The sequence below is a fragment of the Martelella sp. FOR1707 genome, from assembly GCF_053484265.1.
In genome coordinates, this window is sequence record NZ_JBAKFP010000004.1 from 294,864 (window position 1) to 316,208 (window position 21,345).

The 21,345-nt window shown below is 61.5% G+C and carries 22 protein-coding genes; 12 read left to right on the top strand and 10 right to left on the bottom strand.

Features of this window, described 5'->3' with window-relative positions; genetic code table 11:
• Positions 1–32 precede the first annotated feature (32 nt).
• Positions 33–1,316, bottom strand: coding sequence for an O-acetylhomoserine aminocarboxypropyltransferase (locus tag V6765_RS12745; RefSeq protein WP_448429311.1), 1,284 nt, complete (start codon positions 1,314–1,316; stop codon positions 33–35).
• A gap of 119 nt (positions 1,317–1,435) precedes the next feature.
• Here V6765_RS12745 and V6765_RS12750 point away from each other — a divergent pair, with 119 nt between their 5' ends.
• A complete protein-coding gene (locus V6765_RS12750; protein ID WP_448429313.1) occupies positions 1,436–1,795 on the top strand; it encodes a DUF6455 family protein in 360 nt (119 codons plus the stop codon).
• A gap of 3 nt (positions 1,796–1,798) precedes the next feature.
• Here V6765_RS12750 and V6765_RS12755 read toward each other — a convergent pair whose 3' ends face one another.
• On the bottom strand, positions 1,799–2,230 hold the full coding sequence (locus tag V6765_RS12755) for a CoA-binding protein (RefSeq protein WP_448429315.1): 432 nt from the start codon (positions 2,228–2,230) through the stop codon (positions 1,799–1,801).
• Between the two features lie 67 nt (positions 2,231–2,297).
• Here V6765_RS12755 and V6765_RS12760 point away from each other — a divergent pair, with 67 nt between their 5' ends.
• The 6 genes from V6765_RS12760 to V6765_RS12785 all read left to right on the top strand — a co-directional run bounded on the left by V6765_RS12760 (position 2,298) and on the right by V6765_RS12785 (position 7,771).
• Positions 2,298–2,657, top strand: a complete 360-nt coding sequence (locus tag V6765_RS12760; RefSeq protein ID WP_448429317.1) for a hypothetical protein — start codon at positions 2,298–2,300, stop codon at positions 2,655–2,657.
• A gap of 376 nt (positions 2,658–3,033) precedes the next feature.
• Entirely contained in the window at positions 3,034–4,071 is a 1,038-nt protein-coding gene (gene pstS / locus V6765_RS12765; protein WP_448429319.1) for a phosphate ABC transporter substrate-binding protein PstS, read from the top strand.
• Between the two features lie 140 nt (positions 4,072–4,211).
• Positions 4,212–5,183, top strand: a complete 972-nt coding sequence (gene pstC / locus V6765_RS12770) for a phosphate ABC transporter permease subunit PstC (protein ID WP_448429321.1) — start codon at positions 4,212–4,214, stop codon at positions 5,181–5,183.
• 19 nt (positions 5,184–5,202) lie between these two features.
• Entirely contained in the window at positions 5,203–6,108 is a 906-nt protein-coding gene (pstA, locus tag V6765_RS12775; RefSeq protein ID WP_448429323.1) for a phosphate ABC transporter permease PstA, read from the top strand.
• A 17-nt stretch (positions 6,109–6,125) separates the two neighbouring features.
• Complete coding sequence (gene pstB / locus V6765_RS12780; RefSeq protein ID WP_448429325.1) at positions 6,126–6,947, top strand: phosphate ABC transporter ATP-binding protein PstB; 822 nt, start codon at positions 6,126–6,128, stop codon at positions 6,945–6,947.
• A 146-nt stretch (positions 6,948–7,093) separates the two neighbouring features.
• Positions 7,094–7,771, top strand: coding sequence for a hypothetical protein (locus V6765_RS12785; protein WP_448429327.1), 678 nt, complete (start codon positions 7,094–7,096; stop codon positions 7,769–7,771).
• A gap of 19 nt (positions 7,772–7,790) precedes the next feature.
• Here V6765_RS12785 and V6765_RS12790 read toward each other — a convergent pair whose 3' ends face one another.
• Complete coding sequence (locus V6765_RS12790; RefSeq protein ID WP_448429329.1) at positions 7,791–8,240, bottom strand: DNA polymerase III subunit chi; 450 nt, start codon at positions 8,238–8,240, stop codon at positions 7,791–7,793.
• A 14-nt stretch (positions 8,241–8,254) separates the two neighbouring features.
• Entirely contained in the window at positions 8,255–9,742 is a 1,488-nt protein-coding gene (locus V6765_RS12795) for a leucyl aminopeptidase (RefSeq protein ID WP_448429331.1), read from the bottom strand.
• A gap of 172 nt (positions 9,743–9,914) precedes the next feature.
• On the opposite strand from V6765_RS12795, the gene V6765_RS12800 reads away from it, so the two are divergent.
• From V6765_RS12800 to V6765_RS12815, 4 genes are all read left to right on the top strand, one after another.
• The gene (locus tag V6765_RS12800; protein WP_448429333.1) at positions 9,915–10,700 is read left to right on the top strand and encodes a phosphatase PAP2 family protein; all 786 of its coding nucleotides are present in this window, start codon (positions 9,915–9,917) and stop codon (positions 10,698–10,700) included.
• 36 nt (positions 10,701–10,736) lie between these two features.
• Complete coding sequence (locus tag V6765_RS12805) at positions 10,737–11,897, top strand: LptF/LptG family permease (protein ID WP_448429335.1); 1,161 nt, start codon at positions 10,737–10,739, stop codon at positions 11,895–11,897.
• Positions 11,894–12,964 carry an LPS export ABC transporter permease LptG gene (gene lptG / locus V6765_RS12810; protein WP_448429337.1) on the top strand — a complete coding sequence of 357 codons (1,071 nt, stop codon included), beginning with the start codon at positions 11,894–11,896 and terminating at the stop codon, positions 12,962–12,964. The genes V6765_RS12805 and lptG overlap by 4 nt, the downstream gene beginning before the upstream one ends.
• 89 nt (positions 12,965–13,053) lie before the next feature.
• Entirely contained in the window at positions 13,054–15,312 is a 2,259-nt protein-coding gene (locus V6765_RS12815) for an LPS-assembly protein LptD (protein ID WP_448429339.1), read from the top strand.
• A 106-nt stretch (positions 15,313–15,418) separates the two neighbouring features.
• On the opposite strand, the gene V6765_RS12820 is transcribed toward V6765_RS12815, so the two are convergent.
• Positions 15,419–15,685, bottom strand: a complete 267-nt coding sequence (locus V6765_RS12820) for a DUF1467 family protein (protein WP_448429341.1) — start codon at positions 15,683–15,685, stop codon at positions 15,419–15,421.
• Positions 15,686–15,880: 195 nt separating this feature from the next.
• On the opposite strand from V6765_RS12820, the gene V6765_RS12825 reads away from it, so the two are divergent.
• Positions 15,881–16,534: a hypothetical protein gene (locus V6765_RS12825; protein WP_448429343.1), complete on the top strand. Its 654-nt coding sequence runs from the start codon at positions 15,881–15,883 to the stop codon at positions 16,532–16,534.
• Between the two features lie 21 nt (positions 16,535–16,555).
• On the opposite strand, the gene V6765_RS12830 is transcribed toward V6765_RS12825, so the two are convergent.
• The 5 genes from V6765_RS12830 to V6765_RS12850 are packed head-to-tail and all read right to left on the bottom strand — an operon-like array spanning position 16,556 to position 21,325.
• Complete coding sequence (locus tag V6765_RS12830; protein ID WP_448429345.1) at positions 16,556–17,701, bottom strand: iron-containing alcohol dehydrogenase; 1,146 nt, start codon at positions 17,699–17,701, stop codon at positions 16,556–16,558.
• The gene (locus V6765_RS12835; protein WP_448429347.1) at positions 17,698–19,083 is read right to left on the bottom strand and encodes an aldehyde dehydrogenase family protein; all 1,386 of its coding nucleotides are present in this window, start codon (positions 19,081–19,083) and stop codon (positions 17,698–17,700) included. The genes V6765_RS12830 and V6765_RS12835 overlap by 4 nt, the downstream gene beginning before the upstream one ends.
• A gap of 14 nt (positions 19,084–19,097) precedes the next feature.
• A complete protein-coding gene (locus tag V6765_RS12840) occupies positions 19,098–19,508 on the bottom strand; it encodes a type II toxin-antitoxin system VapC family toxin (protein WP_448429349.1) in 411 nt (136 codons plus the stop codon).
• Positions 19,498–19,899, bottom strand: coding sequence for a helix-turn-helix domain-containing protein (locus tag V6765_RS12845; protein ID WP_448429351.1), 402 nt, complete (start codon positions 19,897–19,899; stop codon positions 19,498–19,500). The genes V6765_RS12840 and V6765_RS12845 overlap by 11 nt, the downstream gene beginning before the upstream one ends.
• Positions 19,900–19,951: 52 nt before the next feature.
• Complete coding sequence (locus tag V6765_RS12850) at positions 19,952–21,325, bottom strand: glutamine synthetase family protein (protein WP_448429353.1); 1,374 nt, start codon at positions 21,323–21,325, stop codon at positions 19,952–19,954.
• Between the last annotated feature and the right edge of the window lie 20 nt (positions 21,326–21,345).

Here is a 21,345-nt window from a genome sequence, read left to right on the forward strand (position 1 = left end):
GACGTCTAAGCGTCGCCCGTCATAGCGTTGAATTAGATCTTGCTCAGAGCCTGCTCGAGATCGGCAATGATATCATTGACATCCTCAATACCGATCGACAGGCGCACCACATCCGGACCCGCGCCCGCAGCAACCTGCTGCTCCGGCGTAAGCTGTGCATGGGTTGTGGATGCAGGGTGGATAACCAGTGATTTCGTGTCCCCGATATTGGCAAGATGCGAGAACAGTTCGAGCCCGCCGACAAAGGTCTTGCCAGCCTCATAACCGCCCTTGAGGCCAAAGGTGAAGACTGCCCCCGCACCCTTCGGCGCGTAACGCTGCTGAAGTTCGTGATTGGGATCGTCCTCCAGCCCGCAATAGCTGACCCAGGACACCTTGTCCGATTGCTTCAGCCATTTGGCGACGGCAAGCGCATTGTCGCAATGACGCTGCATGCGCAGCGGCAGGGTTTCGATGCCGGTCGCGATCATGAACGCGTTAAACGGCGAGATCGCCGGGCCGAGGTCGCGCAGGCTCAAAACCCGGGCGCCGAGCGCGAAGGCAAGGTTGCCGAAGGCTTCGTGGATCACCAGCCCGCCATATTCGCTGCGCGGCTCCGACAGCATCGGATATTTGCCGGACTTCGACCAGTCGAACGTGCCGCCATCGACCAGAATGCCACCCATGGAATTGCCGTGGCCGCCGAGGAACTTGGTCAGCGAATGCACGACGATATCGGCGCCATGGGCAAGCGGGCGCACCAGATAGGGCGTCGCCATGGTGTTGTCGACGATCAGCGGCAGGCCGTGGTCGTGCGCGACCTTGGCGATCGCCTCGATATCGACAAAGGTGCCGCCCGGATTGGCGAGGCTTTCAATGAAGATCGCCTTGGTGCGATCGTCGATCTGGGATGCGAAGCTGTCGAGATCGCCGGAATCGGCCCAGCGCACCTGCCAGCCGAAATTCTCGAAGGAATGGCCGAACTGGTTGATAGAACCGCCATAGAGACGCCGCGCCGCGACGAAATTGTCGCCGGGCTGCATCAACATGTGGAAGGTCAGGAGCTGGGCTGCGTGGCCCGAGGCCACCGCAAGCGCAGCCGAACCGCCTTCAAGCGCTGCGACACGCTCTTCCAGCACCGCCGTGGTCGGGTTCATGATGCGGGTGTAGATATTGCCGAATTCCCGAAGGCCGAAGAGCGCTGCGGCGTGATCGGAATCATTGAAGACGAACGAAGTCGTCTGGTAGATCGGCGTCGCCCGCGCATTCGTTGCGCTGTCGGGCGCCGCGCCCGCGTGGATCGAAAGCGTCGAAAATCCCGGTTCCCGGTTTTCCATGATCATTTCCTTCCCTGTGTTGTGCCCCGGCCGAAAGCACCCCTCCGGCTTTTTGATCGGGATCAATGCTGCCTTTTATACAGGTGTCAGTATCGCTGTCGACAACGCGGAGAACAGCAATGGATTTTTTGATTGAAGGCCTTGCCGGAACCGATAATGCCGTCGACGGGCGGGATCGCGCAAATACGATCTTCCCGGCGATCTCCACGGCCGCGTTCGCCTTCGCCGAACCGCGTGACGCTGCCGAAATGACCGAGATGATGAAGGCGCTCAACATCGACCCGGTCGAGGCCGAGTTCCAGTATCGCCGCCTCTATTACGGCATGGAAGCCAATTGCGCCGGCTGCCGCGACAAGGAGCGCTGCCGCGCCGATCTCGCAAGCAACACCGCCGCCGAAAACTTCCGCGATTATTGCGAAAACGAAGCCTTGCTGAACGAGATGCGCGCGGATCCGTACATGTTGCGCGCGGAGGGCTGACCCTCAGGCGCCGATCAGGCGCGGATATTCGATCGCCGGGCACCGGTCCATGATCACGGTGAGGCCACGGGCACGCGCCCGCTCGGCCGCGGCATCGTCACGGATATCGAGCTGCATCCAGATCACCCGCGGCAGCGGCGAGAGCATCAGCGCCTCATCCACGACGCCGCCGACGAAAGCCGAGGCGCGGAAGATATCGACCATGTCGATGGCACCCGGAATATCTGAGAGGCTGCCATAGACGGGCTGGTCATGGATCGTCTTGCCCGCCAGTCCCGGATTGACCGGCACGACCTCATAGCCCTTCGACATCAGAAACCCCATCACCCGATGGCTGGGCCGCTCGGGTTTGGGAGACGCGCCGACGAGAGCGATGCGGCGCACGGATTTCAGGACATCGATAATAATTGAATCGTCCATTTTAAGTTGTACCATGATGAAACAATTCCTCTAGATGCGGGTTATCAAGACAATCAGGGAGGCCCTTGCGGGTTTGGAGAACATGAAAACTTTCATCGCGGCCGGCATGGTTCTGGCCTCAGTCGGGGCGGCGGGCGCGCAGGAACCGATAAACCGTTACGACATTCAGAACATGACCTGCAATCAGGTTCAGTCTATCCTGCGCCAGCAGGGTGCCGCAATCCTGCGCTATCCCTCGCCGAACGGCAATGGCCGTATCCTCTATGACCGTTATGTCGACAGCCCCACCATCTGCTTCGCGGAACAGGGCCATGCGGTCCAGCGCGTTGTCCCGACCAAGGACACCAATGCCTGTCCGACGCTATCTTGCAAACCCGGGCCACCGGAATGCGATGACGGCATTCTCGGCTTCGACATGTTCGGCTGCATGGACGACAACTGAGCCGGCTTGAAAGTTTCTCATCGAGCGAAACGCCCCCCCGGAACCGCGCGGTTCCGGGGGTTTTGTTTTGGTAATGCTCAGTTGCTTACCACTGCGCCTGGAAGCGGACCTTGCCGACCGGCGAACCATTCAGCCCATTCCTGCCGGATTTGTCGGAGGTCGGCCAGAGCGCCAAGCGCAGTAAACATTGAAAGACGACCACAGAACAAGCCACTTTCCGGCCTTACATGACAGTTTTATGACAGTTATTTGAATATTAAATAACAACGAACCGGTAAATTTCGGCAATTATGAAATTTTTACAACAATATATGCTTGCAAGACTTTCGTTGTTATAGCACTCCCGTTTTCAACCAAACCTCAAAAGGGCTATCTGATGAAAATCGGAAATTTTTCCAAGGGCGCTAAGGTTGCTGCCGTTGCCGTCGCCATGGCCGTCTCCGGCACTTTCGCTCACGCCGCCGACACGTCGCTGACCGGCTCGGGCGCCTCCTTCCCCTTCCCGCTCTATTCGGCCTGGTTTAAGGATTTTGGCCAGAAGACCGGTATCGAAGTCAACTACCAGGCCAAGGGCTCCGGCGGCGGTATCGAAGACTTCACCAACCGCGTTGTCGACTTCGCAGCCTCCGACGCTGCCATGAATGAAGAAGAAATCGCCAAGATCGACGGCGGCGTTGTTCTGCTGCCGATGACGGCCGGTGAAGTTGTTCTCGCCTACAATCTTGACGGCGTTTCCGAGCTGAAGCTGCCGCGCGATGTCTATCCGAAGATCTTCCTCGGCGAGATCACCAAGTGGAACGACGAAGCGATCGCCGCCGCCAACGAAGGCGTCGAGCTTCCCGACGAAGACATCACCGTTGTCGTTCGTTCGGACTCCTCGGGCACCAACTTCAACTTCACCAACCATCTTTCGGCAATCTCTTCCGATTTCGAAAGCAAGGTCGGCGGCGGCAAGACCGTTCCGTGGCCGAAGGCTTCGAACTTCGTTGCCGCTCCGGGCAACCAGGGCATCACCGCCACGGTCAAGCAGACCCCCGGCGCGATCGGCTACATCGAGTATGGCTACGCCCAGCAGACCAACACGCCTTATGCCATGCTGGAAAACCAGGCCGGCAACTTCGTGAAGGCTGGTCCGGAAGCTGGTAGCGCCGCGCTCGCTTCGGCCGAACTCGACGAAAACAACGTCGCCTTCATCACCGACCCGAAGGGCGAACAGGCCTACCCGATCGCCACCTTCACCTGGATGCTGTTCTACAAGGACGGCCAGGACGCCGACACCGTTGCGGCTCTGAAGGAAATGATCAACTACGGCCTGACCACCGGCCAGACCATGGCCGACAAGCTGGGCTACATCCCGCTGCCGGAAAACATCATCGAAATCAACAAGAAGTCGATGGAAGAAATCGGCGGCTGATTTCGGCCTGATCAAGCTTTCGCCGGGGCGTAACGTGTTTGCGCCCCGGCTTTCGTCCGATTGCAGCACCGCGCAAGAATTGTGACGCTCGTTATTTGTCAGATCGCGGCCACCCGATCGCCGCCAGCAGGAGCCCGTTGATGGCCCATACATCGAAATCCGCCCCGCCAAGCGATGGCAGCGTTTCGCGCCCGCCGACCGCTTTCGAGTACGGTTACGACAAATCCTTCCGCTTTTTGACATTTCTGGCAGGCCTGCTGATCGTCGTCCTGCTGGCCTATATTTTCTGGAAGATCGGCGGCCAGGCAGCGCCCGCCATGCGCCAATACGGCCTGAGCTTCCTGACGACCGTTGAATGGAACCCAAACACCAACGAATACGGCATTCTCGCGGAAATCTGGGGCACGCTTTACTCGTCGTTTCTGGCATTGATCTTCGGCGGCGGCCTTGGTATCGCTGTCGCGATCTTTCTGACGCAGGGCTTTCTCAATGCCCGCTTGGCCTGGGTTTTCCGGCTGATCGTCGAAATGCTGGCCGCCATCCCCTCGGTCGTTTTCGGCCTCTGGGGCATTTATGTGCTGATCCCGGCAATCCGGCCGATCGCCAACTGGCTGCACGATACGGTGCCCTTCATTCCCTTCTTTTCCACCAAGCTTGCCGGCCCCGGCATGTTCCCGGCCATGATCGTGCTGTCGATCATGATCCTGCCGACCGTCGCGGCGATCTCCCAGGACGCCTTCAAGGCGATCCCGATGAAGATCCAGGAAGCGGCCTATGGCATGGGCACCACCAAGTGGGAAGCGATCCGCAAGGTCATCATCCCGACCGCGTCCGGCGGCATTTTCGCCTCGCTCGTTCTCGGGTTTGGTCGCGCGCTCGGCGAGACCATGGCGCTCGCCATGCTGATCGGCAACTCGCAGCAGGTTTCGCTCTCGCTGTTTTCGCCGGCAACGACGCTGGCCTCGCTTCTGGCCTCCACCTTCCCGGAAGCCGGCGCGAACCAGATCGGCCCGCTGATGTATGCCGCTGTGGCCCTGCTGGTGATCACCATGGCCGTCAACATCATCGGCACGATCATCATGAGCTACACCTCGCGCCAGACTGTAACGTAAGGCCATTGGGAAACCGAACATGACCACGACGACCGATCAGACAACGATGAATCCCGAGGTGATTGCCCTCGGCGATCCCAATCTGAGCTTCTCGTTCGCCGAGCGGCGCACGATGATGAACTTCATCCAGACCGTCATCCTCTGGATCCTGGCCGGCATTGCGGCGATCCCGCTGATCTCGGTGCTTTACATGCTGATCAGCCGCGGCGGCGCGCGCATCAGCACGGCCGTGCTCACCGAACTGCCGCCCGCCCCCTTCGAACAGGGCGGCGGCATCGGCAATGCGATCCTCGGCACGCTTGTGATGGTTGCGATCGCATCGGTGATCTCAATCCCGATCGGCGTTCTCGGCGGCGTCTATACCGGCCTGATCAACCCCAACAGCCGCTTCTCCGCGACGGTCCGCTTCGTGGGCAAGGTGCTGACCGGCTTTCCGTCGATCCTGTCCGGCGTGTTCGTCTACGCCTGGCTCGTCATCGTCATGAAGACCTATTCGGCGGTCGCCGGCGGGCTTTCGCTGGCGATCCTGATGCTGCCGACCATCCTGTTGACCTCGGAACAGGCCTTCCGGATGGTGCCGCAGCGCATGAAGGACGCAGCCTATGGCATGGGCTGTAATGCCACACAGGTTGCCACCAGAATTGTTTTGCCGACGGCGCTTCCCGGTGTTATGACCGGTGTCATGCTGGCGGTTGCGGGCGCGTCCGGAGAATCGGCCCCGTTGCTGTTTACAGCGCTGTTTTCGAATTATTGGATCGGAAGCTTCACGGAGCCCACAGCGTCATTGTCGATCTTGATCTACAATTTCTCGGCAATGCCTTATGAAAACCAGATTGAACTCGCATGGACCGCATCGCTTGTGCTTGTGCTCATCGTGCTTGTCTTCAACATTCTCAGCCGCTCCTTCGGCACGCGCCGCGTATAGGAAAAGGTCGTAAAGATATGTCTGCCACACTGGAAATGAACACCGCCCCAGCCGCCGATGTCAGCCCCGAAGTTGCAATCGGCGCGCGGATCGAGAAGATCTTCTACGGCGATTTCCTTGCCGTGCGCGATTCCGATGTCGACATCGAGAAAGGCAAGATCACCGGCTTCATCGGTCCGTCGGGCTGCGGCAAGTCGACCGTGCTGCGCTCGCTGAACCGCATGAACGACCTGATCCCCTCCTTCCGGCTCGAGGGTCATGTCCACTTCCTCGGCCAGGACGTTTATGGTCGGAATGTCGACCCGGTCGTCGTTCGCCGCCATATCGGCATGGTGTTCCAGCAGCCGAACCCGTTCTCGATGAGCATTTTCGAAAACGTCGCCTTCGGCCTGCGTCTCAACGGCTTCAAGGGCGATATCAACGGTCGCGTCGAAAAGGCGCTGCGCCGCGCGGCGCTCTGGAACGAGGTCAAGGACAAGCTGAAGCAGAATGGCCTGTCGCTTTCCGGCGGCCAGCAGCAGCGCCTGTGCATCGCCCGCGCGATCGCCACCGAGCCGACCGTGCTTCTGATGGACGAGCCCTGCTCCGCGCTCGACCCGATCGCCACGCGTCAGATCGAAGAGCTGATGCTGGAGCTGAAGAACGACTACACCGTCGCGATCGTGACCCACAACATGCAGCAGGCGATCCGCGTTGCCGACAAGACCGCCTTCTTCTCGGTCGACATGTCGCAGGGCGGCCGCACCGGCTTCCTGGTCGAGGTCGGCGCCACCAAGCAGATCTTCGAAAACCCGAAGCAGCAGCTCACCAAGGAATATCTCTCCGGCGAGTTCAGCTGATCGACGGCACGTTCGCAATCGACGCATTTCGGGCGGCTCTTTCGGGATGCCGCCCTTTTGATATCCGGGACGAAGCCGTTGCCTTCAGCGCTCGCTTCGCTACGCTGTCAAACTCGAACCCAATTCAGGGTTGAGCGGAAACCAAGATGTTCAAACACGTACTCGACCTTGAGAAGATCGAAGAAAGGCTGCGCGAAACCCAGCGGCAGTTCGCCCTTATCAATGCGCGCCTGACGATGCAGCGCGACGGCATGTCCGACAGCATCGTCGAGCACATGATGGAGGGCTATAGCTATGTCGACCAGTTGCTGCGCGACAACACGGACATCCTCAGGATCGGGCAGTTTCACCATCTCCTGGAACTCAACCACCGGGTCCTGTGCGGCTCCTCAAGGGAAGCGCGCGCGGAGTTCCGCAATCATATCGAGCGCACGGAGGCCCATTTCTACGATCGTGAACTGGGCGATATCGGCGGCCTCGTGGACTGGTACGAGCGCCATAAGGGCAAGCCGGTGCGCAAACGCGCGGCCGGCGTCTATGTCCGCGTGCTCAGCCGTCCGCAGCTCTATATCGAAGGCAACCACCGCACCGGCGCGCTGATCATGAGCTATATTCTCGGCCGCGAGGGCAAGCCGCCCTTCGTGCTGACGCCGGAAAACGCCGAGGCCTATTTCAACCCGTCAACGCTTGTCCGCGACGCCCACAAATATTCATTCGACGAGCTCATCAAGATTCCGAAGCTGAAGCGCTATTTCGCTGAATTCCTGAAGGAAAACGAGGACGAGAGCCTGATCGCCAAGCCCGAAGCGCTGGAGACGAACTGAAGCCGGGCGCTATGGGCCCTCACGCCTTCTTCTGCCAGCGCCCGCCCTCGCCCTGCTGCCAATAGGTGAGGCTGTGCTCGCTCTGCTTCAGCCGCTTCCATTCCGCCCGCGCCGCGGTCAGCTCATCGACATCGTGGCCATCAAACATCACCACGACGCGCTGATATTCCTCGACGCCCGAGACCGGCGCGCCTTCCACGAAGAAGCGGATATCGGCCTTGCCGGGATTGGTGTCCGCTGTCGTCAGCAGCACGGGCTGGCGTTCCGCGTCCGGCTCGTCATCCTTTCCGTGCGGGATGAAGCTGTCGGCGCGGAAGGTCCACAGCACCTCGTCCAGCCGATCGCGCTCCGCCTCGCTGGTCGCCTGGATCGCGACCCGCCAGCCGCGCTCCAGGCTTTTTTCGACAAGCGGCGGCAAGGCCGCATCGCGCAGCGATTCCGTCAGATGATAGAACAGGATCTCCGCCATGAACGCCCCTGCCCTCAGTCACGCGCCTCGTAATGGGCGCGCACCAGTTCATCGAGAAGCCTGACGCCGAAACCGGACGCCCAGCCGCCATTGATCTCGCTCTTGGGCGCGCCCATGGCGGTGCCCGCGATATCGAGATGCGCCCAGGGCGTTTCGCCGACGAACCGCTTCAGGAACTGCGCGGCGGTGATCGACCCGGCATAGCGCGAGCCGCCGGTATTGCGCATATCGGCGAACCGGCTATCGATCATCTTGTCGTACTCGTCGCCGAGCGGCAGCCGCCACAGGTTTTCCTGGGTGCGCTCGGCCGCATCGACAAGCTCCTGCGAAAGGCCGTCATCATTGGAAAACAGGCCGGCGCGGTGCGAGCCTAGCGCGATCATGACGGCCCCGGTCAGCGTCGCGAGATCGATCATGAAGCGCGGCTTGAAGCGTTCCTTGCAGTACCAGAGCGCATCGGCGAGAACCAGCCGGCCCTCGGCGTCGGTGTTGATCACCTCGATCGTCTGGCCGGACATCGAGGTCACGATGTCGCCCGGCCGCTGGGCATTGCCGTCCGGCATGTTCTCGACGAGGCCGAGAATGCCGACGACATTGACCTTCGCCTTGCGGGCGGCAAGCGTGTGCATAAGGCCGATCACGGCTGCAGCGCCGCCCATGTCGCCCTTCATGTCCTCCATCGAGGCCGCGGGCTTGATCGAGATGCCGCCGGTGTCGAACACCACGCCCTTGCCGACAAAGGCGATCGGGCGCTCGTCATTGCCGCCGCCGTTCCAGTGGATGACGGCGAGATAGGGCGGGCGTACGGAGCCTTGCGCGACACCGAGCAGAGCGCCCATGCCGAGCTCTTCCATCTTGTCACGATCGAGAATCTCGACCTTCGCGCCAAGCGCCGTAAGCGCCTCGGCCTTGTCGGCGAATTCGCGCGGGCCGAGGATGTTGGCGGGCAGGTTCACCAGTTCGCGCGCCAGCACCACGCCCTCGCCCACAGCCTGTCGATCCGCGAAAGCAGAATTGGCGGCGGTGACATCGCCGGTGACGATCTCGACCGGGATCTCGCGTCCGCTCTCATCCGCCTCATCGTCCTTGCCCGTCGTCTTGAACCGGTCGAAGGAATAGCCACCGAGAATCATGCCGAGCGCGAAGTCCGCAAGCTCGGACGCGGTTGCGGCGCTGTCCGGATAGACCACGAGTTTCCTGGCCTTGCCGGCAGCAGCGGCAGCCTTGCCGCCGGCTCTGAGCCACGCATTGGCCGAAAGCGAGTCGCGCTCGCCAAGCCCGATCAGCACGATCCGCGCCGCGTCGCTTTCGGCCGGCGCCAGCAGATCGAGCGTCGAACACAGTTTCGCCTTGAAGCCAGCGGTGGCCGAGGCCTTCTCGTAAAGCGTCTCGCCCATGCCGACCGCCTGAAGTCCCGCGGGAACGTGACCGGCGCTCGCCAGGACAATCGCGGTGTTTCCGGCGCTTTCGGCCTTGTCGACAAAGGAGATCGAGAACTTCATTTCATGCTCCGGGTTCTGGTGTCACGGAATTGACAGGATAGGGTGAAAAAGAAATCCACCCCTTGTTAACGCAACCGGCCAAGAATGGTTGACCCGGTTCTCATAACACTTAAAACGACGAAAATGGAAACGGTGTGTGCGCCGCGCCGCCAACGAAACCGGAAACGCCGCATTGCAGCAACACAACCATTGGCTTGAGAAACTGCCGGGGCGCTTTGGCACGATGCGACCGCTCAAGGCCGCATTCATTCTGCTTTTGGCGCTGTGGTGTTTGCTGCTTCTCGTTTTCTACCTCTTTCCCGGCATCGACCTCGCGGCCTCCCGGGCGTTCTTTCATCAGACGACCTGCAGCACCAGCGCGCCGGACGGCAAAATATGCGGCAGCTTTCCGATTTCCGGCGACGTGATGCTCGGCCTGCTGCGCGAAGCGATCTTCTACCTGCCGATCATTCTCGGCCTTACCCTGATCTACCGCCTGATCATCGTCTGGTCCCATCACGGCGCGACCTATGACAAGGCGCTCGCCCGCAGGCTGCTGGCCGGGCTCGTCGCCCTGATCGTCGGTCCTGGTCTTCTGGTCAACAGCGTGCTGAAGGAAATTTCCCACCGGCCGAGGCCGCGCAACACCGACCTTTTCGGCGGCGATCTGACCTTCGTGCCGGCCGGCGATTTTTCCGGCGCATGCCAGTCGAACTGCTCCTTCGTTTCCGGCGAGGCGGCCGGCGCCGGCTGGCTGTTCTGCTATGCAATCTTCCTCGTCCCGGAGCGCTTCCGGATCCTGCTGATGCCGCCGCTGATCGCGCTTTCTCTCGCCTCGCCGGCGATGCGGCTGGCCTATGGCGGTCATTATCTTTCGGATATCATACTCGGATGGCTTGCATCGGTGGTGATTTTCACCGGAAGTCTTTACATTTTCACCAGGAAGGAGAAGGTCAGCCCGCTTCGCGAAACGACCTGACGCCGGTCCGTTCCGTAACGCACGACACCTAACGGCATGAAGATACTGGAACGCTACATATTGGCGCGGGTTGTGCGCATGTTCCTGGCGACATTGTTGCCGGTGCTGGCGGTGCTGTGGCTGACGCAGGTGCTCGGACGCATCAATCTGGTGACCGACAGCGGCCAGTCGATCGTCTCGTTCCTGACGCTGGCGACGCTGATTCTCCCGACCGTGATTCCGACCGTCCTGCCCTTCGGCATCGTGCTCGGCACGGCGCAGACGCTGACGTCGATGAACAATGATTCGGAGCTTGCGGTGATCGACGGCGCCGGCGCCGGGCGCTCGATCATCTACCGGCCGATTCTGGCGTTCGCCGTCGTGCTCTGCGCGTTCTCCTTCGTGCTCGACAATTATATCGAGCCGCGCTCACGCGCTGAGGCCCGCAGCGTGATCGCCTCCGTCTATGCCGACCTTCTGTCCTCCGTCATTGAGGAAAAGACCTTCCGCGAGATCGAGGACGGGCTTTACATCCAGATTTCCGAGCGCATGTCCGGCCGGGTGCTGAAGGGGCTTTTCGTCGCCGATTACCGCGAGCCGGAAAACTCCTACATCTATTACGCCAAGGAAGGCGCGGTTGATGAAAGCGGCAGCCAGCTCATCATGCGCGACGGCCAGGTGCAGCGGGAAAACCAGGACGGCGACGTCTCCATCGTTCAGTTCGATTCCTACAGTTTCGACCTTTCCGAACTCACCAGCGACAAGAGCCAGACCCGCAGGCGCGCGACCGACCGGGGCCTCGCCTACCTGCTCAATCCGCCGCAGGACGACCCCGATTACCTAGGCAATCCCGGCTCCTATCGCGCCGAGCTAACCCGGCGACTGACCGACTGGACGCTGCCCTTCATCTATGCCGTATTCACCATCGTGATCGTCGGCGATGCCCGCTCCCACCGCGAGCGGCGGGTGCCGCCGATGGCAAGCGCGTTCGGACTGACGCTGCTGCTCAGGCTGCTCTCCCACTTCAGCTCCAATCAGGCGGAAAACGACCCGTTCTTCGTCTATGTCTGCTATGCGATCATCTTCGTGTCGCTGGCCGTCGGGCTCTATCTTCTGCTGCGGCCGCGCCGGGCGCGGCGCAAGACCGGGCCGCTCGGCCGGCTGATGGCCGCGCTGTTCCGTCTGCCGCGCAAGGCTGATGGCGGAGGTGCGGCATGATCTTCTCCGTTCTCGGTCGCTACTTCTTCGTCCGCTACGTCATCACCGTCTTATGGTTCCTGTTCGGCGTGGTCTCGATCATCTACCTGATCGATTTCAGCGAGGTGGTCGGCAATATTTCCGAGGAGGCCGGGCAGAATCTTGGCGATGCCCTGCTGATCACCGCGCTGCGCCTGCCCTATATCCTGCAGCAGACCATTCCCTTCATCGCGCTGTTTTCGGCGATGGTGGCGCTGATCGCGCTCAACCGCCGCCACGAACTCGTGGTCGCCCGCGCCGCCGGAATCTCGGTGTGGCAGTTCATCATGCCGTTCGTGGTCGGCGCGGCCCTTCTCGGCGCGGCAAGCGTGCTGGCGCTCAACCCGCTCGCCTCCTGGAGCCAGAAACGCGCCCTCGGGCTTGAGGCCGTCGGCGGCAAGCAGGATCAGGTCGTGCCGTGGCTTCGGCAGATCACCGACGGGCAGGACACGATCATCGGCGGCCGCGGGATCGCCGAGGGCGGAACCGAGCTTATTGACGCCGTGGTCATCTATTTCGACGATCAAGGGGGAATCGCCAAGCGCCAGGATGCGACGCGCGCGGTGCTGAGCGACGGTTTGTGGACGCTGCATGACGTGACCCAGACCGAGGCGGGCGAATTATCCACACATATGGACGAGGTGCAGGTGAAGACCAATCTGGAGGAGGATTTCGTTCAGCAGCACCTCGTCCAGCCCGATCTCGTAAGCTTCTTCGCCTTGCCGCGACAGATTACCCTGGCGCGCCAGTTCGGAACTTCGACCAGCGCCTTGGAAACCCAGTATAACTATCTGCTTTCCCTTCCATTATTGCTGGTCGCCATGACTTTGATCGCCGCGACGGTCTGCCTCAAGTTTTCGCGCTTCGCGCAGTCGCCCACCGTTATTTTGGGTGGCATCCTGTCCGGGTTTCTGCTTTATGTGACGAGTGTTCTTGTAAAGGCGTTCGGCAGCAGCGGAATCCTGTCCCCGCTTCTGGCAGCCTGGATTCCGGTTGTCGTGGCGATGGCATTGGGTTTGACGATATTGCTGCATCAGGAGGATGGTTAGTGGCCCGGCGTAAACTAAGCGCATATCGCCTTGCCGGGCTCCTGGTTCTTGCCACCGCATTGACCCCACCCGGAGCGGGGCTGCATTCCATGGCAGCGGCGCAGGAAAGCATGCTTCCCGAGCCGCCCGCCGACGACCAGGGCCCGATGCTGCTTAGCGCCAACGAACTGGTCTATAACCACGACACCCAGCAGGTCTACGCGCTTGGCGGCGTGCAGATTTACTATGCCGGCTACCGCATGGTCGCCAACAAGGTCGAATACGACCAGAAGGCCGGCAAGCTGATGGCCTACGGCGGCATCGAGGTTATCGATGCCGACGGCAATCGGTTGCGCGCAGAGAAGCTCGACGTCACCGACGACTTCGCCAACGGCTTTCTCGAAGCCATCAGCGTGCGCACCCCGGAAGATATCGCGATCGCCGGCGAACGCGCCGAGCGAATCGACAATGATGTCATGGTGCTGGAAAACGGCGTCTACACCGCCTGCATTCCCTGTGCGGAAAATCCGGAAAAGCCGCCCTTCTGGCAGATCAGGGCCCAGCGCGTTATCCAGAACGGCGTCGAGAAGACCGTGCGGCTGGAGCATCCGCGATTCCAGCTTCTGGGCCACACCATCGCGATCCTGCCGACCGTGACGGTTCCCGACGCCAGTGTGAAGCGCAAGCGCGGCTTTCTGTTTCCTTCTGCCTCTGTCGAGGAAAATCTCGGCTTCGGCATTTCTGTCCCCTATTACATTCCGCTCGGCCCGAGCGCGGATGTCACCTTCACCGGGACAGGCTACACCCAGCAGGGCTTTCTGCTGGAGGCGGAATATCGCAAACGCTACCGCAACGGCCAGCACACGCTGCGCATGGCCGGCATCGACCAGTTGGGCAGCAGCCGCTTCCCCGCCGGCACCAGCGATGCCGACAATGACCTGCGCGGCATGATCGCCTCCACCGGCGAATTCCAGATCAACCCGCGCTGGGTTTTCGGCTGGGATGTCATGGTCCAGAGCGACACCAATTTCGCGCGGACCTATTCGATCGACGGTCATGACGACCGGATCTTCAATAACCAGGTCTATCTGGAAGGTCTCGGCAAGCGCAGTTCGCTCTCCATCAAGGGCAATTATTTCGACGTTCAGGACGCCAACAGCCAGAACGCCAGCGAGGATGAGCAGGCGATCGTTCTGCCGGTCATCGATTACGATTATATCGCCCCGCGCCCGTTCGCCGGCGGCGAGCTTTCGGTCACCAATAATCTCACCAACATCGTCCGGCAGAAGAACGATGTGGTCCCCACTGCGGTCAATGACAGGTTTTTGGGCCTGCAGGGCAACAGCACGCGGCTGACCAGCGAAGTCGAGTGGAAGAAGACCTTCACCTCTCCGCAAGGCCTGCAGCTTACGCCGATCCTGGCCGCTCGTGCCGACGGCTATCTTCTCAACGTCGACAATCCGAACCAGATCGATCCGGGCGTCTACAGCTACGCCGGCAATTTCGTCGATCAGGATGCCGCCGCCCGCGCGATGCTGACGGCCGGCCTCGAAGTCAAATATCCGATGCTGATCACCAACGGCTTCAGCTCGCATATCGTCGAGCCGATCGGCCAGATCTTCGTCCGCCCGGACGAGCGATATGCCGGTGGCTTGCCGAACGAGGACAGCCAGAGCTTCGTGTTCGATGCCACCACGCTGTTCGATCGCGACAAGTTCTCCGGCTACGACCGCGTCGAAGGCGGCACCCGCGCCAATATCGGGCTGCGCTATCGCGGCGTCTACGACAACGGCATCATGATCGACGGCCTGTTCGGCCAGTCCTTCCAGCTTGCCGGCGCGAACTCGTTCGCCTCCCCCGATCTCGTCGGCGTCGGTCTGGAATCCGGGCTTGAAACCGAACGCTCCGATTATGTCGGCGCCGCCCAGATTTCGTTCCCCTTCGGCGTCGGCCTCAACGCATCGGCCCGTTTTGACGAGACCGATTTCTCGCTGCGGCGTACCGATGCCGGCATCACCTACACCTCGGCCCGCTTCGACACCGCGCTCGACTACACCAATGTCACGGCCCAGCCCGGCTACGCCTATGACGAGCGCAATAGCGAGATTAAATCCACCAGCACCTTCCGGTTCAACGACAATTGGGGCGTCTCGGGTTCGTTGACCTACGACCTCAGCAACAATGTCCTGACGCGCCGCTGGGTAGGGTTGACCTATGAGGACATCTGCACCCTGTTCTCGATCACCTACCAGGAAAGCTGGGATACCAACGATGCCAAGGGCGTCGACTGGACGATCGGCGCGCGCCTGACGCTGCGCACACTCGGCGACATCGCCATCGGCTCCGACAGTTTCGGCGGCAGCTTCTAGGTCTATTTTACTTTAGCGGCGGAAAATCTGCGACAGCGAAGAGTGTGGCGCCAGGCTGGTCTGCCATCTTTCCCAAAAATTGGGTTCGCTCTCACAGGCCGATCCGTTACGCCGGCCCGATCAGACGGGATAGATCGCCGAGCGTGAAGCCGATTTCCATCACCACCAGCCACCACAGCGCGAACACCACGGCCGAAACCACCGAGGTCCAAAGCACCACGCGCCAGGGGCGGAATTTGTGGGGGGCGCTCTCGGTGGTGCCGGGCACGACGTCGCCCGCCTCGTCCTGGGTCTTGAGGCCGAACGGCAGCACGGCGAACAGTGTGATCCACCAGATCACGAAATAAACGGCAAACGCGGAAAACAGCGACACGTATCAACCTCCGACCGGATGGGCGCCGACATTCTGTCATAATTCCCGCCGGCCCGAGAAAACCGGCCCGCCGCTTGCGCCATCCTGCTCGCCCCTCCTTAAACCTTTTACCCCGTTCGAGGCAACGGCGGGAACCTTGGGCGGATCGTCGCATTACCGCAATAGAAGCTCAACGGCTCACGATCGGAGGAAGACATGACCGGCAAGGCACAACAGAAGGCGATCGCCAAGGCAATCCTCGAGCGCTATCCAGAAAGCTACGCGGAAGCGCTCCACATCAATGTCGGCAAAAACACGCCGGCTCCACTCTATCAATGGCTGCTGTGCTCATTGCTGATGAGCGCGCGCATCAACGCCAACCAGGCGCAGCAGGCAGCCGCCGCACTTTTCGACGCCGGCTGGACGACGCCGGACAAGATGGCGGCGACGACCTGGGAGCAACGCGTCAAGGTTCTGAACGAGAACGGCTATGCCCGCTATGACGAGAGCACCGCCCGCTACATCGCCGACACGACGGAGATCATCAATGATCGCTACGCGGGCGATCTGCGCAATCTCCGCAAGGAGGCGGAGAACGACCCGGAGCGGGAAAGAGAGTTGCTCCAGCAATTCAAGGGCATCGGCAAGGTCGGCGCGGACATATTCTTCCGCGAGGTCCAGGTCACCTGGGAGGAACACTTCCCCTTCGTCGACCGCAAGGCGGCGGAGGCTGCCGCCGATCTGGGGCTCGATAGCGAGGCGCTGGCGGATCTGGCCGGCAAGCGGGAGTACCTCCCCCGCCTGCTGACAGGGCTTGTACGCTCAGCGCTTGACGACGCGAAGGACGACATACTGAAGGCGGCGGCCTGACACGGCCGCCTCGCTCGCCGATCAGAAGCAATCGGCGAGCAGCGCCCTGGTGTTCTCCAGCGTCATCTCCACCGGGTTGCCGCCGGTGCTCGGGTCTTCCATGGCCATTGCGGCGAGTTCGTCGATCCGGTCCGGCTTGATGCCCATGGCCGACAGCGTGTCCGGCACATCAAGGGCCGCCCTGAACTCCAGAATGAAGTTATAAAAGCCCTCATAACCGCCTGAAATCTGGAGATAATCAGCAGCCAGCTTCAACCTGTCTTCGATCTTCTCGCGATTGAAGTGCAGCACCGGCGGCATGACCACGGCGTTGGTCATACCGTGGTGGGTGTTGTAGACCGCGCCGATCGGATGCGAGATCGCGTGGATCGCGCCGAGGCCCTTCTGGAAGGCGACAGCGCCCATGGCGGCGGCGCTCATCATTTCGGCCCGCGCCTCGATATCCGACCCGTCCGCATAGACGCGCGGCAGGTTGTCCTTGACGAGCCGCATGCCCTCCAGCGCGATGCCCTGCGACATCGGATGGTAGTGCGGCGAGCAATAGGCCTCCAGGCAATGCGCCAGCGCATCGAGCCCGGTGCCAGCGGTGATCACCTTCGGCATGCCGACCGTCAGCTCAGGATCGCAGATGACGATGCCCGGCAGCAGCTTCGGGTGGAAGATGATCTTCTTCACATGGGTTTCGGAATTGGTGAGTACCCCTGCCCGGCCGACTTCCGAACCCGTGCCAGCAGTGGTCGGCACCGCGATGATCGGCGCGATCTTGCTGGCATCCGCCCGCGTCCACCAGTCGCCGATATCCTCGAAATCCCAGACCGGCCGGGTCTGGCCCGGCATCATCGCCACCAGCTTGCCGAGATCGAGGCCGGAGCCGCCGCCGAACGCGATCACGCCGTCATGACCGCCATCGACATAGGCCTTCACCCCGGCGGCAAGGTTCTTCTCGTTCGGGTTGGGATCGACATCGGCGAAGAGACCGGCCTCAAGCCCGCCATCGGCGAGGATCGCCATCGCGTTCTTCGTGATCGGCAGGTTGGCCAGGCCCTTGTCGGTGACCAGCAGCGGGCGCTTGATGCCGAGGCTGTTGCAAGCATCGGCGAGTTCGACGATCCGTCCGGCGCCGAATCTTACGGCGGTCGGATAGCTCCAATTGGCTCTCGGGCTCATTTCGTGACTTTCTTCAGGTGATAGGATTTCGGCCGGGTGAGATTGTGGAAGCCGATCACGGAGAGCGATCCGCCCCGCCCGGTATTCTTGCAGCCGGTCCAGCACAGGCCGGGATCGAGGTAATCGGCGCGGTTCATGAAGATCGTGCCGGTTTCGATCCGTGCGCCCAGCGCCGCAGCGCGATCGGCATCCTCAGTCCACAGCGATGCGGTCAGCCCGTACTGGCTGTCGTTCATCAATTGCAGCGCCTCCTCATCCGAAGACACCTTCATGATGCCGACGACCGGGCCGAAGCTTTCCTCGCGCATCACGCTCATCGAGTGATCGACGTCGACCAGCACCTGCGGGGCGAGATAGGCGCCGCCGTCATCTTCCGGAAACAGGCTCGGATCGACCAGCGCCTTGGCGCCGGCGGCAACGGCCTCTTCGATCTGCTTGCGCACCACCGCAGCAAAGCGCTTGTGCGCCATCGGACCGAGCGTGGTTTCCTGGTCGAGCGGATTACCGAGCTTGTAGGCCGACGCGAAGGCCACGGCCTTTTCGACGAAGGCATCATAGAGGCTGTCAATCACATAAATGCGCTCGATGCCGCAGCAGCACTGGCCGGCATTGAACATCGCCGCGTCCATCAGCGTCGCAACGGCGGCATCGAGATCGGCGTCGTCCATCACATAGCCCGGATCCTTGCCGCCAAGCTCCAGACCGAGCGGCGTGAAGGTGCCAGCGGCGGCACGTTCCATTTCGCGTCCGCCTTCAACCGAGCCTGTGAAGTTTATGAAATCAAAGGTTTTTGCGGCAATCAACTCGCTGGTGGTCGCGTGATCCAGGAAGATGTTCTGGAACAGGTCTTCCGGAATGCCGGCCGAGACGAACGCCTTCACGATCCGCTCGCCGACCAGCAGCGTCTGGCTTGCGTGCTTGATGATCACCGCATTGCCGGCGATCAACCCCGGTACGATTGTGTTTATCGATGTCAGATAGGGGTAGTTCCACGGCGCTATGACGAGAACGACGCCATGGGGCTCGCGGGCGATATAGCGGTGGAAGCTGCCGCTGTCCTCCACTTCGATCGGAGCCAGCGCCTCTTCCGCGATCTTCGCCATATGGTCCGCGCGCTCGTTGACCCCGCCGAACTCGCCGCCATAACGCACCGGCCGGCCCATCATCCAGGCAAGCTCCGTCACCACCTCGTCGCTCATGGCGTTGAGCGCCTTCACCCCGGCCTCAACCAGCGCGATCCGCTCGGCAAGCGGCCGCGCCGCCCATTCCTTCTGCGCCACGCGGGCGCGTGCCACGGCGCTCTTCGCCGCTGCAGCCGAGACCGCCTCACGCTCGGCATAGACCGATCCGTCGATCGGAGAGATACATTGGATCATTGTCATGGCTTTCGCCCTTTCTAGCATGCAAGTGTCTTGACGTGACCGGCCGCCCCGTAGGCGAGGATGGCGCGGTCGCGCGTTATCAGCGTCAGCCCGTCGGCGCGGGCCGTGGCAATCAGAATGCGGTCGGCCGGATCATTATGAACCGGTTGCGGAAGGAATGAGGCCGCGATCAGTATGCCGACCGTCGGGTGCAAGAGCGCCGCACCGCTGAGCTCAAGAAACTGCTCGAACCACTGCCCTGCGGTCACCGTCGCAGGTATCCGGCCCTTGCTGATCAGCAGGCCCAGTTCCCAGGCCGACATTGCGGAGACGTAGAAGTCCTCGCTCCCGGCCTCGAGCAGGTCCTGAATCTCGCCGGAAAGCCGCTTGCCTTCCGCAATCCAGATCATTGCGCAGGTATCGAGCAGGAATCCCTCAGTCTTCATACACGCGGCCCCATTCGGGATCGGCAGGTTCCGTGAGATCGACACCCTCGGCAATCGTGAGCGTTCCCTTCATGCAGCCGAACATGGGGTGCAGGCGGCGCGGCTTTTCGTCGTCGCCATCGCGCGGCGTCTTGCCCTTGCCGGGACCGGCCTTGTACGGCGCGGGTTTTTCCTCGGCAAAGCCGGCAACGCCGCGGCGATGCGCCGCTACTTCCGCCAGCGGCCGGCCGAAAAACGCAGCGATGCCGTCCTGCTCTTCAGCGCTCATCTTCCGCAGCCCCCGCAACATGCGCGAGACCGCTGCCTTGTCGATGCCCAGCGCCTCGCCAAGATCCCCGATCGTACGGCCCTGCCTTTCGAGTTGCTGATAAAACCAATCGCTGTCGATCATCGAAGCCTCCTTGCGTCATTGCGAAAATAACATCGCGTTGCGTTTATCGCAATCAGGCGCGTTCAAAGCCTCTTGCCACCTCCCAGTCCGTTACCCGGCGATCATACTCCTCCTGTTCCCATTCCGCTGCGCGGCAGTAATGGTCGATCACCTCGTCACCGAAGGCCGTGCGCAGCATTTCGGAGTTGTTCATGGCCTCGCGAGCGGCGCGCAGCGTCTTGGGAATCTCGCGGACATCGGACGAACCGCCATAGGCGTCGCCGACATAAGGTTCTTCCAGCGTCATTTCCTTCTCGATGCCGTCGAGCCCCGCAGCGAGCAGCGCCGAGAATGCGAGATAGGGGTTGAGGTCCGCCCCGCCGACGCGGCATTCGATGCGGATGCCTTTGGAATGATCGCCGCAAAGCCGGAAACCGGCGGTGCGATTGTCCTTCGACCAGATCGCCTTTGTCGGCGCGAAGGTGCCGGCCATGAAGCGCTTGTAGGAATTGATGTAGGGCGCCAGGAAATAGGTGATCTCGGCCGAATGCGCCAGCAGGCCCGCCACATAGTGCTCCATCAGTTTCGTCATGCCAAACCGACCGTCGGCGTCGTAGAACAGCGGCGTCTTGCCGTCCTTGCTCCAGAGCGATTGGTGGACATGGGAGGAGTTGCCGGCGGCATCGTAATTCCATTTGGCCATGAAGGTGACGGCCTTGCCCTTCTGCCAGGCGATCTCCTTGCAGGCATTCTTGGCGATCACATGGCGGTCGGCCATGGTCAGCGCGTCGGCATAGCGCACATTCAGTTCCGCTTGCCCGGCATCGGCCTCGCCCTTGGTGTTTTCGACCGGGATGCCGGCGCCCTGCAGACCGTTGCGGATCGCCCGCATCACATCCTCCTCCTTGGTGGTCTGGAGAATGTGGTAGTCCTCGTTATAGGCGCTGGAACGGGTCAGCCCGCGATAGCCTGATTGCTGGGCGCTTTCGAATGTCTGGTTGAACAGGAAGAATTCCAGCTCCGTCGCCATGAAGGCGCGCCAGCCGCGATCTTCCAGCCGGGCGACCTGCTTCTTGAGGATCGCGCGCGGCGAATGGGCGACATCGGCATGGGTGGCGTGGTCGGAGACATCGCAAAGCACCAGCGCCGTGCCTTCCAGCCACGGCACCCGGCGCAGCGTCGAAAGATCGGGCGTCATGGTGTAGTCGCCATAGCCCGACGCCCAGCTCGTCGAGGCATAGCCCTCAACCGTATTCATTTCCATGTCGGTTGCCTGGACATAGTTGCAGGCATGCGTTTCCTTGTGGGCGCTGTCGATGAAGTATTCCCCGGTAAAGCGCTTGCCCATCAGGCGGCCCTGCATGTCAATCTGGCAGGCGAGCACCGTGTCGATGCTGCCGTCCGCCACGTCCTTCTTCAACTGGTTGAATGTGTATTCGGCACTCATAGGGCTCATCCTTGTTCATG

What these genes read in the sequence shown, in the direction of transcription:
- V6765_RS12745 (WP_448429311.1), bottom strand. Translation starts at nt 1,316, where the DNA reads ATGGAAAACCGGGAACCGGGATTTTCGACGCTTTCGATCCACGCGGGC.
- V6765_RS12750 (WP_448429313.1), top strand. Translation starts at nt 1,436, where the DNA reads ATGGATTTTTTGATTGAAGGCCTTGCCGGAACCGATAATGCCGTCGAC.
- V6765_RS12755 (WP_448429315.1), bottom strand. Translation starts at nt 2,230, where the DNA reads ATGGTACAACTTAAAATGGACGATTCAATTATTATCGATGTCCTGAAA.
- V6765_RS12760 (WP_448429317.1), top strand. Translation starts at nt 2,298, where the DNA reads ATGAAAACTTTCATCGCGGCCGGCATGGTTCTGGCCTCAGTCGGGGCG.
- pstS (WP_448429319.1), top strand. Translation starts at nt 3,034, where the DNA reads ATGAAAATCGGAAATTTTTCCAAGGGCGCTAAGGTTGCTGCCGTTGCC.
- pstC (WP_448429321.1), top strand. Translation starts at nt 4,212, where the DNA reads ATGGCCCATACATCGAAATCCGCCCCGCCAAGCGATGGCAGCGTTTCG.
- pstA (WP_448429323.1), top strand. Translation starts at nt 5,203, where the DNA reads ATGACCACGACGACCGATCAGACAACGATGAATCCCGAGGTGATTGCC.
- pstB (WP_448429325.1), top strand. Translation starts at nt 6,126, where the DNA reads ATGTCTGCCACACTGGAAATGAACACCGCCCCAGCCGCCGATGTCAGC.
- V6765_RS12785 (WP_448429327.1), top strand. Translation starts at nt 7,094, where the DNA reads ATGTTCAAACACGTACTCGACCTTGAGAAGATCGAAGAAAGGCTGCGC.
- V6765_RS12790 (WP_448429329.1), bottom strand. Translation starts at nt 8,240, where the DNA reads ATGGCGGAGATCCTGTTCTATCATCTGACGGAATCGCTGCGCGATGCG.
- V6765_RS12795 (WP_448429331.1), bottom strand. Translation starts at nt 9,742, where the DNA reads ATGAAGTTCTCGATCTCCTTTGTCGACAAGGCCGAAAGCGCCGGAAAC.
- V6765_RS12805 (WP_448429335.1), top strand. Translation starts at nt 10,737, where the DNA reads ATGAAGATACTGGAACGCTACATATTGGCGCGGGTTGTGCGCATGTTC.
- lptG (WP_448429337.1), top strand. Translation starts at nt 11,894, where the DNA reads ATGATCTTCTCCGTTCTCGGTCGCTACTTCTTCGTCCGCTACGTCATC.
- V6765_RS12815 (WP_448429339.1), top strand. Translation starts at nt 13,054, where the DNA reads ATGGCAGCGGCGCAGGAAAGCATGCTTCCCGAGCCGCCCGCCGACGAC.
- V6765_RS12825 (WP_448429343.1), top strand. Translation starts at nt 15,881, where the DNA reads ATGACCGGCAAGGCACAACAGAAGGCGATCGCCAAGGCAATCCTCGAG.
- V6765_RS12830 (WP_448429345.1), bottom strand. Translation starts at nt 17,701, where the DNA reads ATGAGCCCGAGAGCCAATTGGAGCTATCCGACCGCCGTAAGATTCGGC.
- V6765_RS12835 (WP_448429347.1), bottom strand. Translation starts at nt 19,083, where the DNA reads ATGACAATGATCCAATGTATCTCTCCGATCGACGGATCGGTCTATGCC.
- V6765_RS12840 (WP_448429349.1), bottom strand. Translation starts at nt 19,508, where the DNA reads ATGAAGACTGAGGGATTCCTGCTCGATACCTGCGCAATGATCTGGATT.
- V6765_RS12845 (WP_448429351.1), bottom strand. Translation starts at nt 19,899, where the DNA reads ATGATCGACAGCGATTGGTTTTATCAGCAACTCGAAAGGCAGGGCCGT.
- V6765_RS12850 (WP_448429353.1), bottom strand. Translation starts at nt 21,325, where the DNA reads ATGAGTGCCGAATACACATTCAACCAGTTGAAGAAGGACGTGGCGGAC.